Origin of the sequence: Paraburkholderia diazotrophica (genome assembly GCF_038900755.1) — a bacterium.
Lineage (GTDB): Bacteria > Pseudomonadota > Gammaproteobacteria > Burkholderiales > Burkholderiaceae > Paraburkholderia > Paraburkholderia diazotrophica_A.
Window position 1 is genome coordinate 1 of record NZ_JBBPEN010000008.1, and the last position, 17,828, is coordinate 17,828.

Consider the following 17,828-nt stretch of genomic DNA (forward strand, 5'->3'; position numbering starts at 1 on the left):
TCGCCCACGTGCAGACTCATCACCCCGATGCGGACATTGCCGGTTGACCCCGACCATCGCGATTCGGCTACGCTCGCCCGTCAGTTGCAAACAATTCCTTATTCGGTGTGCTGAAATCACCGCTTACCTTGAATCGCTGTATCAGGAGCTTCTGAAGCACGGGTTCGGCGAAGAGTACGCTGCTTACGCGGACTCTGCCCTTTCGCACGGAGTCGTCAAGTTCAAGGAGTGGGCGTTTCACTTCGACTGAGCAATCCTTGCGGTATTTCTTTAGGAATCGCGCCGAGCGCGAATTGCTGCCGCCTGAGACAGAAGCCATTCGACAATTCTGCCGCCAGGATGTAGGACGCCTGGCAACGGGCGATACGCTCGGCGATGCCATAGCGCGGAAATTCGCTGCCTCCAACGTAACGCTTTGTCGCGAGCATCGATCGAATGATGCCCGCTTATGCATGCGCGACGGTGTCGATCGGTCTATCCCGCGCGCAAGCATCGAGAAGGTTTTTTCGTTCGAGACGTACGTCACGCTGCAGGAAGTCGCCGATCTGGAGGCAAGCGCCGCTACCGCCAATGACCCGGCATCGAGCGCAAAGATCGAGCAGCGCGTGCGGGCATGGCGGTCCTGGATCGGAAGCCCTGCGGCAAACGCGCCTTGAAGCGGCGGCAGTCAGAGGCGACGATCACGTCCGCCTGTGCTTGATCGACTCATACGTGCGGCGCAATGTGCAGGAATGGCGCCCCGTTCTATGGCAGTTCGTCGGCATGGTGACGTCGCCACGGCACCGAGTTCACGGAGAACGCGATGCACTGGGCGCGGGAAAGTGAGAGTCGACGGGCAGCAGTGCAAACCGACTATCCTTGACCACGAGAAGAACAGGCTGCGAGCAGCCAGCAGATGTGTCGTTATGCGTGCCAACGTCAGCTTCGAAGCCGGGGGTCACACCTAGCCGTGAGAGTTTGAGCACTTGCACGACGTCCGCTCGCGCGAATTTAGGAAGTGCGCTTCCCCGGTAGCCGCCGCCCTGAAAGACCAGAACGGCGATTCCACCGGAGCCGGCCTCTCGGTCGGCCGCCCAGCCACGAATTTGCATCACGCCGTCAGCGCCGCAGGTCAAGCTGTCTGCGTGACCGACTAACTCTGGGGCCGGCACCAGATGAGCCCGTTGCGCCGCGTCCGCGAGAGCGTCCAAACTGACCGGCTGCGACCTGGAGATTTCATGTCCGAGTTCGTCGGCGCGTGCAGCCAACTGGGAATCGCTCCAGGCCCTCACTTCAGCGTGTCCGCTATATGCGACAAGACACGCCGCCACTGCCGGACCAAGTCTCGCACAGGTAGTCTTGCTGAAGCCGTCGACGATGCCTTTGAGCCGTCTGTATAGCCAGAGGTCCACTCTGCCTATCAACGCAGCACCAAGGAGGCTCAATACGATGCTAGCGACCCAGAGCAGTGACCCAGACCAGTGCGCAGGCGCAAGCCGAAAGATCCAGAGCATGATCGGCACATGACACAAATAGAGCGCATAACTCCAGTCGCCCAAACGCGTCAACCATTTAATCTCGCGTGCCTTCTCCACCCCTTCGGGACGCGGAATCACCGCCCAATGCACGAGGCACAAACAACCCGCCGGCAGAAGATACGCGGCGTGCTGCGGAAATACTGCCGCCGATGCGACGATTGCGAGCCCCAATAGCCACGAGAACGAGGAGACGATACCGTACCGTATGATGGTTGGGACCAACATTCCCAATGCAAACGCCAGCGTCCATTGAGACACCAGCAGGTGAGACAGGCGGGGAAACTGGCCTTGGGAAATGCCCGGAGCGAACTGAACCACGGCCAGAATGCCAAGCGCCCAAAGCGCCGCAATCACCGGTACCGCACGCGTGGCGCGAAATAGAACGATAAAAAAGACGACAAGATAAAACGAAAGCTCAAACGGAAGCGTCCATTCCACCCCGAGCGGATAGATGCGTCCAGGTCCTGGAAGCAGGAGAAAGGACGCGAGGTCGAACGTAAATCCGTAGCCAAGCACTGAGCTACCGAAAAAGAACAGCAACACAACTATCCAGTAGACGGGATAGATGCGAATAACGCGGTGCAGAAAAAACTGTCCCGCGCTGTTCTTACCCGCCAGAGTGGCCATCAAATAGCCGGAGATAACAAAAAATAGCGTGACGCCGAACGCTCCCGATATGCCAGGAGTATGCAGCAGGACCGAGTTGTCGGCGCGCGTGTTCCACAAGTGGTAACTCGCATGCCATACAACGACCATAAACGCAGCGATTGCCCGCAGATACTGAAGCCTGTATTTCATTCGGCGCCTTCGCTCAGATCAGGATGCCCGGGTCTCGTCAATCCAGGCGCAAAGCGCTTTGACGCCACGCTCCAGACTCCATTGCGGCTTCCACCCGAGTTGTTCGCTCGTACGGGTGATGTCGGCCGACGCAGCCCGAACGTCGCCATTACGGAATGCACCGTTCACAACGGGCTCCGGCGCACCGTAAATAGCGCTGATCAGCGTGGCCAGTTCACGAATCGTCGTCTCCTTGCCCAGGCCGACGTCGTATATGGCACCGGGAACGAGCGACTGTGCGGTCGCGATTCGGATCACGGCGTCAGCGACGTCATCGATGTAAACGAAGTCTCGAACGATCTCGCCGTCTTCATAAAGCGGAATGGCTTTCCCGGCGCGAGCGAGCTGGGCGAAAAGCGACACAATGCCCGTATAGGGATTGCTCAGCGATTGTCCAATACCGTACACGTTCTGCAACCGCAACAGGCCAACCTCGACCCCGAACGACAACGCCCATGCGCTCAGCACCATCTCTTGCGTGAGCTTGGTGGAGCCGTAAATGCTCGTTGGACGGGGTTGCGTGCGCGTCGCTTCGAATGGCAGGCATTTCAGTCCCGGGAAATCCCAGATGCCCTTTTCGAGCTGATCGCGCGATCGCTGCCCTGGGTACGTGACGGTGCCGGCCGCATCCTGCCAGGCTCCCTCACCGTACACTGCACGGCTCGATGTCAGCACGACACGGCGCGGCAACGCTTCGTGGCGGACAAGCGCATCCAACATCTGGGTCGTACCGACGACGTTGACCATCGCGTGCCGCGTACCTTCCGTAAGGGACTGTCCCGTTCCCGTTTCTGCCGCAAGGTGGATCACGGTGTCAGGCTTCACATCCTTGAGAAGGCTGTCCCACGTTTCTCTTTGCGTGACGTCACCTACGATCAGCTCTACGCCCGCGTCGAGTCGCGACGGACGATCAGGTGTGGCATGGATCTGCGGATGCATATTGTCGATGGCCACAACCCGATCGAATTCGCGAACGAGCGCAGGAGAAATGGCACAGCCGATAAATCCGGCACCGCCGGTGACAAGGCAGGTTCCCTTCATGATTTTCGTTCCAGTTTGCGTTTGATTCGTTACTTACCACACTGCGCCACGTCAAGCACCTTCGCGCCGTTTCGTCGACCGCGGAACGACGAGGCGATACATCGGGCGAAGAGCCTTGAACGTAGTAGGCGATCGATAAAGAATTGACGACTTGATGGCCAATAAGAGATCAGCCCAAGACCGGCGTATGGAAGTAGGTTGGACACCCGGCAATTGCTGACCATTCGCAAAGGGATAGCCCGCGGCCTTCCATCGTTCAAGCAAATGGCTCTGTCCGTTGAAATCCCAGTTTGGCAGCGAGGCAGAAAGTTTCTGGAGCTTGTATTCGAGCACTGCATAGTTCCAGCCGGCCAGATGCGAGCTGAGAATCTGTTCGGTCGTGTAGCGCGCGTCCTGTGCGACGTAACAGATCAGGCGCTCCAGAGCGTGCGCCAAGCCGCCGTCAACGTGATGCGGCTCGGCGTTGAAGTCCGTCCACTTCCACTGATGTTCGAACAGCTTTCGGAGGGCTTTGGGACGGAACCAGAACATCGTCCCGTATGCCGCAATCGGCGTATCGGCATCGAAATGCACCTTGAGATCAAGCAGCTTGGCAACCTCTTCCGTCTTGGCACGGTTGGCATACCACGCGTGACCGAGGGTCCCATAGGAATACTGCACGACTGGCGGTATCGCAACGCCGATCCACGGATTGTCGCGGAACATGTCCAGCACGTTGCTCGTAAAACCCGAACTGTTCAGCAGATTCTCGAACAGATGACGCTTGAACAGATTGCCACGTCCCGGGTGAACTTGCGGCGACTTTTTCGTATGAAGTCGGCATACGAGATCGTACGGCCCGTCAAGGAACAAGTCGCGGCACGAGATGAAGAGCGCGGACATATCCCGACCTCGATTCTGCTCGACGACTCTAACAATGAATTTGTCAATATTGGCTCGACCCGCCACAGTCTTTTCGATGATTTCCTTCTTCGCAATCGTTTCCGTCGTGGCGATGAAATCGAACTTTCCAGGGATCGTATCGGTTAGCGCGAGAATTTCATCGAGCATCTCCGTGTAGTAGACGTGTACACATACTGCCAGGCGTCCATAGTCCGGCAGAGGTTCGTCCTGCTTTAGTCGCACGTCCGGAAGCACTCGGGTCAATGCCGCATTCGTGTTTAGCGTGCGCAGTTCGGCCTGGCGCGTTACATTGCGCCAAATGAGCCCGAAATCGTAGTCGGATGTTTTGCCGATGATGCTGAGCGCTCTCGGCAGGTCAGCAGCATTGTGCTCAAGAAAGCGTGGATCGTGAAAAAAAGCGCGGCGCTTGATGATCGGATTGCGATCTATGATGGTTTCATCTACGTCGATGATCAACGGATAGTGACTACCATACTTGCGTGAGTCGATGTAGGTTTCGCACTTGTAGCCGAGCTTTGTGAAATACTCCGTAAAGCGGGCTTCATGGCTCATGATCGCCGCTTCATAAGTGGTGCTACAGGTCATTTGCTGCCAGTACTGCTGAAACGTCTTCGACTGGAGCATGTCGCGGCGAACAGCAATGAAATTCGCATTCAGATGGTACGGAAGAGAGCCGGTGCCAGTGAATGGATTTGGCGTCAATTCCATATGCGCCGTAATGCCCCAGAAATCGCAAGAACGCGATTCCATCTCCGAGAACAGTTCGCTAAACGGAAATAGCGGACCGTAGCACGTGTGGTTGACCATCAAGACTTCATCATAAAACCCGAGACGATCGAACTTGATTTTTTCCAGGCCTTCCTTATATGCGAGGACATCGAACCCTTCATTCGGTCTCAGGATGACCTCGCTGACCACTCCCTGCAATGCAATCTCTGAGTCGCGCGATAGCGGCCCATTCGAATAGAAAATTGTTTTCTCGACAAATTTGCCAAGTTCTTTCAAAAAGAAAATGACGTATTCATCGACAATCCCGTACTCGTCGTAGAAGGAGAATATACAAAGCCTGCGCATGGTCACTCTTGCAAATAAGGAAAAGGAAGTACGAAAAAGGCTGCCGTCGAAATATCGAAGGCTCTATCCTGAACACGCCGACCGCATCCTGTTTGCGCGCGCCGAGCCCAAGCGAACCTCTCTGAATTTTTGATGATCAGCTCAACCTAACCGCGAGCGCCCCCGAAGCCCGCTAATCTCCGCGTGCAGCGCATCTTGCTGCTTCTTGTGTTGCTCTAATTCCTGTCGAAGCTCCTGGATGTCGGTGCGCTCAGGCGCTCGGCGTAAATCGACAAGTTCCGCGCGGAGTGTCTGATTGGTCGCAAGCAAATCATCACCCCAAGCCTTCAATTCGTCGACTCGTGCCGCGAGCGCATCTCCTCGCTCGGTTTGCTCTTGGAGCGCATCGTGGAGCGTCTTTCTAGCTGCCTCAACCTCCGCGAGTTGCGTACGCAAGGATGCAGCCTCTTCGGTGCGATTCGCCTCGATCGCATTGACCTCTTTTAACGCTCGTTCCAGTTGGTCTGCATGAGCAATTCGTCCTTGCATCTGTGCATTGAGATCATCGACCATCAATGCCAGCCTGCCGATTTCGGCCACCCGCTGTGCATCGCGAAACTCCACGTTCCATCGCTCGCCGACCAACGCGAACCGTTCGCGAATCGAATTTACGCGACTGTCGTCATCGATCGAACAGAGCTGCCGAGCGGCAGCAGGAACCGCTTTCCCAACCGCAAGCACGCCGAGCCCATGACCATGCGTGAACGTGAAGCTGGGGTAACGCTCTTGCAATTCGCTCCAAACCTTCCACACGCCGAAGTCGTTGGCACGCACATTGATATCGTGAAAAAGAACGACTGCCCTATCCGTGAGCTTTGGCAACCAGCTCTCGAAATCATGACGCACTGCGTCGTATGTGTGCAGTCCGTCAATGTGCAGGAGATCGATTGAGCAATCGGGAAAATAGCCGAGCGCTTCGTCGAAGGTCGAGCGCACGAGCGTTGAGAACGAGCCGTATCGCGAGTCATGAAACGTCCTGAGCTCTGCGTAGACGCCTTCGCTATAGCGGCCGGCGTGCTCGTCACCGAGCCATGTATCTACGGCGCTGCATTGCGTATCGAGCCCTTCGCGAACGACTGCTTCGCAGAACGCCGAGTACGATACGCCATTGTGAGTACCGAGTTCAACGATAGAACGCGGACGGATCGACGCGACCAGCCAATGTGCAAACGGCACATGCTCCCACCAGGCACTGGTGATACCAAGACGAACCGGGCGCCAGAAGAGCGGAGCGAGTTCCCGACTGCACATTGCGTCAAGCATCGTACTTTTGCCCAGAGGAATATCCCCCATCCTTAAACTCCACGTTTCAGACGTACATCAGAGCATCCCCGATCGCAGCACCAATTCACACAAAACAATCGGGGTTGAAGCTGGAAGGATACTATACCTCGCCGCCGATAAGACTAGCTCCGAGGCACTTCGAAGCAGCGCACAGGCACGAATGCGGCGGCGAGCCCGACTTGCGCGTCAGCTTACATCGTACAGTCGCGGATGACTGTCACGTGTGTGCCCGCCCGCGTGCACGGACGGCAAGCGAACCAGCGCGCAGCGCCTTCAATACGGGACGAACGCGAGCATTACGAAACGATTGCGATTGCCAGTCATCGGCCGGTGCCCTGGAGACACAGACGGGACCGCCAAACCGAGGCTATGAGCAGTGGACCGTTGAAAACTCGCGCGGCACGGTTACGCAAGCGCGCGACATGCCGCGCGCGCATGACGTACGGTGCGTAAGCGTGGGCGATGACCGATTCGTGCAGCCAGAAGAGCCGCCGTCCGCGGGCTCCGGCCAGCGCAAAAGACTAGCCCTCGGTGATCTGGCCGTGCTGGAATGTCAGCACGCGATTGCACATCTTCTCCACCAGTTTTGGCGAGTGCGACGCGAGCACCAGAATAGATGAATTCTCGACGACGCTGTCCAGACGCTCTGCTGCCTTCTCGTTGAAGGCCGCGTCGCCGACAGACAGCCACTCGTCCATCAGGACGATGTCCGCATGAATCGACGTCGAAACGGCGAATGCCAGACGCAGCATCATACCGCTCGAATACGTGCGCACCGGCATGTTCAGGAAGTCTTCGCCCAGTTCGCTGAACTCCGCGATCGCGTCAAGCTTCTGTTCAATTTCACGCGGCTTGATGCCCATCATGATGCCGCGCAGAAAGATGTTCTCGTAGCCGGTCGCTTCCTGGTCCATCCCGAGCGAGATGTCGATTAGCGACACGATGCGTCCTTTGACTTCCAACGTGCCGGCGACAGGCGGATAAACGCCCGCCAACACCCGCAACATCGTCGTCTTGCCTGCGCCGTTGTGGCCGACGAGACCAACCCGGTCGCCCGGTTTGAATTCAAAGCTGACGTTGTCAAGCGCCCGAACGGTGACACGCTTCGCGGCGTCTGCCGCGACACGGCCGCCCGTCGTCGCGCGCATCAGCGACTTGCGCAGCGAACGATGCGATGCGTTATAGATCGGGAACTCCACGACCACATTTTGTGCACGAATGTAAGACTCACTCATTCCCGACTCACAGCCAGTAAGCGATTCGATCGCGGAAACGGCCCTGCAGCGCGATTCCTGCGACGAGAAGAACAAACGTCGTTGCCAGCGACCAGATCCACGATTCACCGGGAAATTGAGCGTTGATGATGGGCGCGCGCACAATCTCGACCAGGTGCGCAAACGGGTTGTAATCTGCCACCCAATGGTATTTGTTGCCCAGCGCTTCCGGCCGCCAGATGATCGGTGTGAGGTAGAACAGCACCATGATCACATTCGAAACAATCATCGGCATGTCGCGAAAGCGCGTGCAGAAGACGCTGACGATCATCGAGATAGCCAGCATCGCGACCGTGCCGAGGAAAAGCCCGGGAATGGCGAGCAGCGCGTACCACGTCAACGACGGCCCCAACAGCGCGATCACGATAACGATGATCACGCAGTTGTGAGCAAGGATGATCAGATTGCGCACCAGGATGCGCAGCAGGTACACGCCCATCGGAAAGCGGATCTGCTTGATCGTCGTTTCGAACTGCGTGAACCCTGTGCAGGCTTCATTGATCTGCGAGGCGTAAAACGTCCACAGGACGTTGCCGATCGCGAAGAATGGCAGGAACGACGTGATGTCGTTCTTGAACAGCTCCGACCACAGCAGGCCCATCGTGCCGATCATGATGCCCGTGGAAAGGGTGACCCAGAACGGCCCCAGGATGGAGCGACGATAGCGCTGACGGATGTCGTACCACGCCAGCAAAGCCCATAAGTGCGGGTTCGCAAGCGCGGCCCAGAATTCGCGCAACCCGTTATAGCGTTTCATTGCGGTTGTGTTCATACTCGCTTGCAATCAACTTATTCCAATATTGTAACTTAATGCCCTCTGGCTCCGACCCAACGCGGGAACATCATGCCCTCCCCTCGCGCCGTCGGATGCCACCACTACGACGTAGCAGAGACGGCTCGCGTACCGTTTCGCTCGGTCAAGCCTGTCCACGCACCCGACAGCATGGCGCGCAGGCGAAGCAGCCGCGGCGGCGCGAACAGCGTCTGCACGACGAAAAGACGCACGAGGCGTCGCGCCCAGAAACGCCGCCAGGCCGGCGATACGTACGGCGAACGCATCAGCCGGACAGAATTGCGGAAATAGAAGTAGTCGCGCGCCGGACTATGCACGGGCAATTCACGCCGCCCGAACAGCCAGAACGACACGACGTCGTCACCGATTGCGTGCTCGAGCCTCGCCTGCGGGACGCAGAAAATCGCGCGCCCGGCAGCGCCCGCTCGCAGGCACCACTCGACATCGACCTGATCGACGAAATACGCTTTGTTCATCGGACCAGTCGCGTCGAATGCTTCCAGCGCGATCAACATGCCTGAGGCGATCAGATATTCGCAGCGAACAGGCGCCTCGCCCATCGCGCCGACGAATCGTACTCTTCCGCCCGTGACGACGGGTACGGGCGCCGCCGTTCGCGATTTCCTGTCCACGATCGCGGGCCCGACGGCACCCAGCACCCATCCGGATCCACGTAACTGGCGGGCGGCATCGGCAAGAGCCATCACCATGCCCGCTTCCGGCACGCTATCGTGATCGAGCAGAAGCACGTCGGTCGCACCCCGCTCCCTGGCAAGCGCGATTCCCTTGTTCTGCGCGGCGGCGATGCCCAGATTCACGGACATCCGATGCAGCGCCGCTCGCTGCGCACACGCACGCTCGATGTGCGCGACGCATTCATGCGTAGAGCCGTTGTCGATCACGAGCGTCGCGTCAACCTGCGCACAGGTCGCATCCAGCAGCGCGGCGAAAACATCCGGCTCGGGATTGAGCGTCACGACGATCGCGAACACACGACGTCCCGCCCGCGCGTTGCCCGCTTCGCGCGCCGCGCTCGTGTCGCGCTCGGACAGCCCACTCATGCGTTCGCCAGACTGCCGATCAACGACAGGATGCGCTCCGCGCGCTGGGTATAAGTATGGTCGGCGAGTGCGCGCCGCTGCGCTGCATTCGCGATGGCCATGGCCTTTGCCGGCTCCGCGCGCAACATCTCGACGTGACGCCGCAACTCCGCCGGCGAATCGAAAAGCAGGATTTCTCCGGCGTCGGGATCGAAATAGTCGTAGATCTCCAGCCCTTCGACGAACATGCATTGCACCGTCCCCGACATTGCCGCTTCGAATGTGCGCGGGCCCGGCGTGGGCGCATCAAGATTGAAGCGTGCGTTCGCGAGATCGAAACGCCGTCCGATATTCAGCGTAATCAACGAGCTGGCGTAGTAGTCGGGTAATAGGCGGTTTTCGATACGCTCGTTACGTGCAAACCGTATTTCCTTCGGCCATTCGGCACCCAGCACCTCGACCTGTATGCCGTTCAGGCTCGACACGCAATCACGCAACAGCGAGACACGGTTCGGAAAACCGACGCCGCAGAAAAAGACTTCACGATCTTTTTGTGCATGCAACGGCCGATAGTGCTCCGCTTTGCTCGCACCGAGTGGCACGTGATAAACATGCGGATGCTGATAATGCGTAACGGCCCATCGGTCGTTCGAGAATATGACGTCCGCGATATTCAGCAGCTTGTAGTTGAAGTCGAACTCGTACGGATCGTCGTGCAGCCAGAACGCCAGGCAAGCGCCGTTGCGCAGGCAGTAGTTCTTTAGACCGTGATAGACGCTCACGGCCGGCATGCATGAACCGAACACCAGCACCAGTTGCGGACCAAACGCCTCGGCGCAGTATTCCGCGACTTCCAGTGAGCAGACCCGAACGGCGGCATCGCCCAGCAGGTCGCGGAATCCTTCACCGACATAGCCGCGCAATTGCGCGTTGTTGTTGATCGAATCCGGCGAGGCACCGCATACGAGTACTCGCTTTATCGGGTCCATAAGATCCTTTTCGCATGTTTGGCCATCAGCGCCGCTGTTTTTCTAATGCCGTGCTGTGTGAAATACGCGTATACCCGTCGCGCTTTTGATCGCTGCAGCAACTCGCTTCTGATCTGCGCACGCATCGCTGGCAAGCGCGGACGGGCGCCATGCTGGAACCACGATGGCGATTGCAGCGCCACGCCCAGCTCCGCAATACCTCTTGGGCGGACCACGGCATCCACTGCGCGGTCGTGTGCCAGATTCCGCCAATGCTTGCGGTATTCGCCGGCCAAAGCGGCAACGTGAGGTGTTAGCGTCGGATACAGGTCGCCTGTGATGTTTGCGCGCAGCGTCGCGAGGAGTTGGCGGTCTTCGGCGAGCAAGCGGATCGCATTGACGAGATCGCCCTCCTCACCCTCCCGGATCTTGAGCCCGTTGACAAGGTTGCGCACCCGCTCGCCAAGCGCGCCGATATCGGCGACGATGGGCACGATGCGATGCTGCCATGCTTCGGATAACGTGAGGCAATACGTTTCCGGCCAGATCGACACATGCAGCGACACGTCGCATTCGAGCAGCGCGGGCGGCAGATCATCTGCGTGATAAGTGCCGTGCACGAAGACGTTCGGAAACCGCGCTTTGTCTTCGAGGTGTTTGTACTCGTCATCGAGGCGGCCGAATACATGGAACTCGATGGGAAGGCCGCTCAGTTGGGCAACGGTCGGCGCCAACAGATCGCCACCCTTTCCATGCGTGACGTTGCCGAGCAGCGCAACCTTCAGCGCCGGCATTGCGCCCCCGGCACCGGCCGACCGCTGCACGGGTTGAGCAACGGCCTCGTCGTCGAGGATCGGCACGGGCAGAACGATTGCGCCCGAATGCTGGCGCATCGCCGGATAGATCGTTCTGAAGAGATTGCGCGCTCCCGCGGTGTTGAAGAACACAATGTCCGCTGCGGCGAGCACGCCGTTCCAGAAGTCGCGACGCGCGGCCTGCGAGCCCGGCTGAATCTGCGACTTGTTCCAGAGACACAGGTCGCATTGCGCGAGCGACACATCCGGTGCGCCACAGAAGCGCCCTTTGAATGAGATTAGCTGATACTCGTTGCACACGGCAAAGTAGTCGTGAGCGGTGATGGCGGTCGGTATGCCCAGCGACTTCGCGATGTAGACGAGCGAAGGCGCATGTCCGATGAAATGCTGGAAGTGAACGAAATCGACCTGGTGCTCGACGAGCAACTCATGAAACGCTTTCTCCCGCTCCGGTGACGACAGCATCTGCACCGCATAGCGTTCCGCGAACTTGTAACGCTTGATCAGCGCGTAGTCCCGGTCCAGCAGCTGCGTTTCCCACTGATCGCCCGACTCGCCGCGCACGTAGAACAGCACATTGAACTCGCCGCCCAGCTTCGCCCGCAAACGGTCGAGGTAAATTTCGACACCGCCGAAGTGCCCGCGCCCGATGTGGTTATGCGCGACGAAGAGAATTGTCTTGCGCGCAGCAGACGGCGCTGGCAATCCGTGTGCGACCGTCGATACGGCCAGCGGATCTGCGACGGGCGTGCGCGCCGGCAGTTGCGCGACTTGTCCGAGCATCGTCGCGACGCGCTGATCATATGTGTGATCGCGCAAGGCCCGCTCGCGCGCGGCCGTGGCGATGCTGTTGCGCAGAGGCCGGTCATCGATGAGCCGGGTCGCCTTCCGGATGAAGTCAGCTGCGTCGGAGAACAATACGATCTCGCGATCGGGTTCGAACGCGAGCGCCACTTCGGCGAGCGATTCCTGCACCATTTGCACGCCACCGGCAAGCGCAGCCTCGAAAAGGCGCGGCGGCGGCGTTTCGGCAAACTCCCTGTCCCCTGATGCCGAAAAAACACGTGGCAGCAGGATCGTGACAGCCGAGCGATTGACGAAACGGCCAAAATCCGGCGGTGACGTGCGCCAGTTGATCAGGCTTTCCGGCAGATCGACATTGCGCGGCGGCAAATGTTCGTTGACGGGAAGCGCAAACTTAAAGCGCCAGCTGGAAGGCATCTCGCCAAGTATCGATCGGACGAAGGCCGTGCGATTGGGCCACGCGGTGCCCGCGAAGAACAGGTCATAGCGCAGCGGCCTGTCAGTTGTCAGGACGGGAATATCGTGAAACTCAATCGCTCCGGCGAGGGGCAAATGCCGCCCCTTCCCGCCATACTCGGCGACGCTTGACGAATCGTTCGTGAATACGAGATTGAAGATCGCCGCATTGCGTTTGTTGACGGACACCTCATAGGGATCTTCCGTCACCCACAGCAATGACCGGCCGCACGCGCGCGCGAGGCGCAAGCACAATGTCTGATCGAGCTCTTCTCCGTCGAACGCCACGAACAGGTTGCAACGATGTTCGTAAGCCTTGTTGATGGCGTCGAGTGGGTCTGCCTTGACGATGAACTCGACATTCCGGGAACGGCCGAAGGCGTCGCGCAGCGCGATGCAGATATAGTGGTTCGGGTTGCGAAACTTCGTATCGAGCAACAGTATCCGGTAATTCTCGCTACTCATGTGTATCCTAAGTTAGTCGCCTTGGTACTGAAGTCAGCCAATTGACCACCGTGCAACTATTCGATTAACCTGCTCGAACTTTCCCGTCTGGACCCTGCCTCTTGTCTCAACGTACCGCCGCCGTCATTGTCACATACGAGCCAGAGCGCGAAACCTTGCTGCGCCTGATTGAGACTCTCGCAACACAGGTACGAACGATCTTTATCGTCGACAACGCGTCCGGCAACCTGGAACAATGGCAACAGGCACTACCTCCCGCGCACTGCGACATCATCCGGCTCTCGAGCAACGAAGGAATCGCGGCTGCCCTCAATCACGGCCTCGCGCGCGCGCAAAGCGAAACGCGCATTGAGTTTTGCGCCCTCTTCGATCAGGACAGCGCGCCATCCGCTGACATGATCGACCGGCTCGAGGCCTACCAGGATCAGTTGTCGTCCCGTGGACCGGTCGCGCAAATCGGCCCTTACTTCTTCGAGCACAACCGCGGGATCTTCCTGCCGTTCATCGAGTTCCGATTCGGCTTCCCGCGCAGAAAGCGCGACCCCGGCAACGGCACATGGACGACTGCCGACTACCTGATCTCGTCCGGCGCCCTGCTGTCGATTGCAGCACTGAAGGCAGTCGGCAACATGGACGAAGCATTGTTCATCGACTACGTCGACATCGAGTGGGGACTGCGCGCTCAAGCTGCGGGTTTTCAGAGTTACGGCGCGTTCGACGTTCGCATGGAGCACCGGATCGGCGAGAGCGCGCTCGAGGTCGCCGGCATTCGTCTCGCCGTGCACAAGCCCATCAGGCGCTACTACTACTATCGCAATGCCCTTCTGCTGTGCAAGCGTCGCTATATCTCCGTTGCCTGGAAGGTCAGCGAGATGGCTCGCCTTGGGATCAAGTTCTTTGTGTTCGCCGCGATGTCGAAACGCCGCGCGGCTGACGTCGCAATGATGACCAAAGGCATCTGCGACGGGCTGCGCGGCAAGACCGGCAAATTCGAAGAAGCCGGCCGGTCCTGACGCGCACGCGCAATCCGGCCCAGGCCTTTTACCCCTAGACCCTTTTAGGCAGCAACTACATTTCGCCGATACACAGGCGCAACGCGTCGTCCCATTGCGGCACCTGCAAGCCAAACGACGCAGCGAGCTTTTCGCACGACATGCGCGAGTTCGCTGGCCGCCTGGCGGGCGTCGGATACTCGCTTGCCGGAATCGCTTCGACGGAAGGCTTGTTGTCGAGCGCGGCCGTCTGGAAGATGGCCTGCGCAAAGCCTGCCCACGACGTCGAACCGCCCGCCGTCAGGTGATACACACCTGCCTTCGAGGCCCACCATTCGGCGCCGGCCGCGTGACCTTGCGCAACTATATGCGCAGTCAGCGCAGCGATCGTCTTGCTCCACGTCGGCGCGCCGAACTGATCGCCGACGATACGCAACGACGGTTTATCCGCGGCAAGACGCAGCATCGTCAGAAGAAAATTCTTGCCGCGCCGGCCGTACACCCAGCTCGTGCGGAAGACCAGCGACGCCCCGCCGACTTGGGCAATAGCCCGTTCGCCGGCCAGCTTGCTCGCGCCATACACATTCTGCGGGTTCGTCTCGTCCGACTCGACATAGGGCGCCGGCTTCGTGCCGTCGAACACGTAGTCGGTTGAAAAATGCAGCATCGGCGCACCCAGCTTCTTCGCCTCTTCCGCGATGATGCCAGGCGCTTCACCGTTGATCCGCATTGCGTCGTCGCGCTCTTTTTCAGCCAGGTCGACGGCCGTGTACGCAGCCGGATTGACGATCAGCGCAGGCTTCAATTCGCGAATGACGCTGCGAATCTGGTCGAAGTTCGCGAGGTCGAATTGCTGCCGGTTCAGCGCCGCAACGTTGCCGAGACCTTGCAGGCTTCTCGCCAGTTCGAAGCCAACCTGACCGTTGACACCCGTTACGAGGATGGTGCGTTGTTCAGTCGTCATCTACGTCCTTATGCAAAGCAATCGGCTTCCGCCAACCGCTTGCCCGCCGCATCCTTCGCCGCGAGCAGGGGCTCGAAATCGATCGGCCATTCGATACCGATCTCCGGATCGTTCCACACGATGCTGCGCTCATGCGCCTGATACCAGTAATCGGTCGTCTTGTAGAGGAACTGCGCCGACTCCGACAACACGACGAAGCCATGCGCAAAACCAGGCGGCACCCACAACTGCCGATGGTTTTCTTCCGACAGATTCACACCGACCCACTTGCCGAAATTCGGCGAGCTCTTGCGAATGTCGACGGCGACGTCGAACACTTCGCCTTCCACAACACGCACGAGCTTGCCCTGCGCGTGTTCGATCTGATAGTGCAACCCGCGCAGCACGCCCTTGGCTGAACGCGAATGGTTGTCCTGCACGAACTCGACACCCGCCTCGACGTGCTCGGCGAATTCGCGCGCGTTGAAGCTCTCGTAGAAGAACCCGCGCGCATCGCCGAACACCTTCGGCTCGATGATCTTGACTTCGGGAAGTGCAGTTGCAGTTACGCTGATGGCCATGCGACTTGATCCGTAAGAATGTTTTGCAGATATTGCCCGTAGGCATTCTTCGAAAGCGGCTTTGCGAGCGCGAGCAGCTGTTCGCCGTCGATCCACTTGCGACGGTAAGCGATCTCTTCCGGACAGGCGACGACCAGCCCCTGACGCTTCTGCAGCGTCGCAATGAACGTCGCGGCCTCGATCAGCGAATCGTGCGTACCCGTGTCGAGCCACGCATACCCGCGTCCCATGATTTCGACGTCGAGCTTCTTCTGCTCGAGGTAGCGCGAGTTGACGTCCGTGATTTCCAGTTCGCCGCGCGCGGAAGGCTTGATATCGGCGGCGATATCGCAGACCTTGTTGTCGTAGAAGTACAAACCCGTGACCGCGTAATTCGAACGCGGCTTTGCAGGCTTTTCTTCGATCGACAGCGCGCGGAATTCCTTGTCGAATTCCACCACGCCGTAGCGCTCGGGATCGTGCACGTGGTACGCAAACACCGTCGCGCCGTCGGTGCGCCCATTCGCGCGCTCCAGTTGCTTCGCGAGATCATGACCGTAGAAGATGTTGTCGCCGAGGATCAGCGCCGACGGATCGTTACCCACGAATTCACGGCCGATGATGAACGCCTGCGCGAGACCATCGGGCGATGGCTGCACCGCGTACTGAATATTGATGCCCCACTGACCGCCGTCGCCGAGCATCGCCTCGAAGCGCGGCGTGTCTTGCGGCGTCGAGATGATCAGCACGTCGCGAATGCCCGCGACCATCAGCGTCGACAGCGGGTAATAGATCATCGGCTTGTCGTAGACGGGAAGCAATTGCTTCGACACGACATGCGTAATCGGATACAGCCGCGTGCCCGACCCGCCCGCGAGAATGATGCCTTTGCGTGCCATCGTGCCGCCCTTACGCGCGCTGCGCGTAGTTGGTTTCGACCCACTTGCGGTACTCGCCCGAAGCGACTTCGTCGACCCATTCCTGGTTGTCGAGATACCACTGGACGGTCTTCGCAAGCCCCGTCTCGAACGTTTCGGCCGGCTTCCAGCCAAGCTCGCGCTCGAGCTTGCGCGCATCGATCGCATAGCGGCGATCGTGGCCCGGACGGTCCTTCACATACGTGATCTGATCGCGATACGAGCCCTTCGCTTTCGGCCGCTGCTGGTCCAGCAGGTCGCACAGCGTGTGCACGACTTCGAGGTTCTTCTTCTCGTTCCAGCCGCCGACGTTATACGTCTCGCCCGGCACGCCGCGCGCGAGCACTTCGCGGATCGCGCTGCAGTGGTCGCCGACGTACAACCAGTCGCGCACGTTCTGACCGTCGCCGTAGACGGGCAGCGGCTTGCCGCCGAGCGCGTTCGCGATCATCAGCGGGATCAGCTTTTCGGGGAACTGGTAGGGGCCGTAATTGTTCGAGCAGTTCGTCGTCAGCACGGGCAGGCCATACGTGTGGTGATACGCGCGCACGAGATGATCGGAGCCCGCCTTGGTCGCCGAATAAGGGCTGTTCGGCGCATAGGGCGTGGTTTCGGAGAATTGCGGATCGGTTGCGGACAGCGAACCGAAGACCTCGTCCGTCGACACATGCAGGAAGCGGAAAGCGGCCTTGTCCGCATCGTTCAGCGCGCTCCAGTAAGCACGGGCTGCTTCGAGCAGCGTGAACGTGCCGACGACGTTGGTCTGCACGAAGTCCGCCGGTCCGTGGATCGAGCGATCGACGTGGCTTTCGGCTGCAAAGTGCAGCACTGCGCGCGGCTTGTGCTCGGCAAAGAGTGCGTCGAGCGTCGCGCGGTCGCAGATGTCGGCGCGGACGAACACGTGACGGGGATTGTCCTGCTGCGACTTCAAGGTGCCCAGATTACCGGCATAAGTGAGCTTGTCCAGATTGAGGACTGGCTCATCGGAGGCGTTCAGCCATTCAAGCACGAAATTGGCGCCGATAAAGCCGGCACCGCCCGTTACCAGGATCATGGGATTCCTTCTAGAAATTTTCTCGAACGAGTGGCCGGTAGTCGCAGCCGCC

The 17,828-nt window shown here is 59.2% G+C and carries 15 protein-coding genes; 2 read left to right on the forward strand and 13 right to left on the reverse strand.

Going from position 1 to position 17,828, the window contains the following annotated elements; genetic code table 11:
- Positions 1–257: 257 nt before the first annotated feature.
- Positions 258–656 carry a hypothetical protein gene (locus tag AABE10_RS23365; protein WP_342935618.1) on the forward strand — a complete coding sequence of 133 codons (399 nt, stop codon included), beginning with the start codon at positions 258–260 and terminating at the stop codon, positions 654–656.
- A gap of 132 nt (positions 657–788) precedes the next feature.
- Here AABE10_RS23365 and AABE10_RS23370 read toward each other — a convergent pair whose 3' ends face one another.
- From AABE10_RS23370 to AABE10_RS23410, 9 genes are all read right to left on the reverse strand, one after another.
- Positions 789–2,315 (reverse strand): acyltransferase, encoded by a 1,527-nt coding sequence (locus tag AABE10_RS23370; protein WP_342935619.1) that lies wholly within the window; start codon positions 2,313–2,315, stop codon positions 789–791.
- An 18-nt stretch (positions 2,316–2,333) separates the two neighbouring features.
- Positions 2,334–3,395: an NAD-dependent epimerase/dehydratase family protein gene (locus tag AABE10_RS23375; protein ID WP_342935620.1), complete on the reverse strand. Its 1,062-nt coding sequence runs from the start codon at positions 3,393–3,395 to the stop codon at positions 2,334–2,336.
- Positions 3,396–3,446: 51 nt separating this feature from the next.
- Positions 3,447–5,372: a rhamnan synthesis F family protein gene (locus AABE10_RS23380; protein ID WP_342935621.1), complete on the reverse strand. Its 1,926-nt coding sequence runs from the start codon at positions 5,370–5,372 to the stop codon at positions 3,447–3,449.
- A 141-nt stretch (positions 5,373–5,513) separates the two neighbouring features.
- Positions 5,514–6,704, reverse strand: coding sequence for a class I SAM-dependent methyltransferase (locus AABE10_RS23385; RefSeq protein ID WP_342935622.1), 1,191 nt, complete (start codon positions 6,702–6,704; stop codon positions 5,514–5,516).
- Positions 6,705–7,216: 512 nt separating this feature from the next.
- On the reverse strand, positions 7,217–7,930 hold the full coding sequence (locus AABE10_RS23390) for an ABC transporter ATP-binding protein (protein ID WP_342935918.1): 714 nt from the start codon (positions 7,928–7,930) through the stop codon (positions 7,217–7,219).
- Between the two features lie 7 nt (positions 7,931–7,937).
- Entirely contained in the window at positions 7,938–8,741 is an 804-nt protein-coding gene (locus AABE10_RS23395) for an ABC transporter permease (RefSeq protein ID WP_342935623.1), read from the reverse strand.
- A 104-nt stretch (positions 8,742–8,845) separates the two neighbouring features.
- Positions 8,846–9,823, reverse strand: a complete 978-nt coding sequence (locus AABE10_RS23400) for a glycosyltransferase family 2 protein (RefSeq protein ID WP_342935624.1) — start codon at positions 9,821–9,823, stop codon at positions 8,846–8,848.
- The gene (locus tag AABE10_RS23405) at positions 9,820–10,791 is read right to left on the reverse strand and encodes a CgeB family protein (protein WP_342935625.1); all 972 of its coding nucleotides are present in this window, start codon (positions 10,789–10,791) and stop codon (positions 9,820–9,822) included. The genes AABE10_RS23400 and AABE10_RS23405 overlap by 4 nt, the downstream gene beginning before the upstream one ends.
- Positions 10,779–13,310, reverse strand: coding sequence for a glycosyltransferase family protein (locus AABE10_RS23410; protein WP_342935626.1), 2,532 nt, complete (start codon positions 13,308–13,310; stop codon positions 10,779–10,781). Before AABE10_RS23410 ends, AABE10_RS23405 begins: the two co-directional genes overlap by 13 nt.
- Before the next feature lie 101 nt (positions 13,311–13,411).
- Here AABE10_RS23410 and AABE10_RS23415 point away from each other — a divergent pair, with 101 nt between their 5' ends.
- On the forward strand, positions 13,412–14,323 hold the full coding sequence (locus AABE10_RS23415; protein ID WP_342935627.1) for a glycosyltransferase family 2 protein: 912 nt from the start codon (positions 13,412–13,414) through the stop codon (positions 14,321–14,323).
- 55 nt (positions 14,324–14,378) lie between these two features.
- On the opposite strand, the gene rfbD is transcribed toward AABE10_RS23415, so the two are convergent.
- From rfbD to rfbB, 4 genes are read right to left on the reverse strand one after another with little or no spacing between them, the layout of a single operon-like run.
- Positions 14,379–15,266 (reverse strand): dTDP-4-dehydrorhamnose reductase, encoded by an 888-nt coding sequence (gene rfbD / locus AABE10_RS23420; protein WP_342935628.1) that lies wholly within the window; start codon positions 15,264–15,266, stop codon positions 14,379–14,381.
- 8 nt (positions 15,267–15,274) lie between these two features.
- Positions 15,275–15,826: a dTDP-4-dehydrorhamnose 3,5-epimerase gene (gene rfbC, locus AABE10_RS23425; RefSeq protein WP_342935629.1), complete on the reverse strand. Its 552-nt coding sequence runs from the start codon at positions 15,824–15,826 to the stop codon at positions 15,275–15,277.
- Positions 15,811–16,704: a glucose-1-phosphate thymidylyltransferase RfbA gene (gene rfbA, locus AABE10_RS23430; protein ID WP_342935630.1), complete on the reverse strand. Its 894-nt coding sequence runs from the start codon at positions 16,702–16,704 to the stop codon at positions 15,811–15,813. Before rfbA ends, rfbC begins: the two co-directional genes overlap by 16 nt.
- Positions 16,705–16,714: 10 nt before the next feature.
- Entirely contained in the window at positions 16,715–17,776 is a 1,062-nt protein-coding gene (rfbB, locus tag AABE10_RS23435) for a dTDP-glucose 4,6-dehydratase (protein ID WP_342935631.1), read from the reverse strand.
- Between the last annotated feature and the right edge of the window lie 52 nt (positions 17,777–17,828).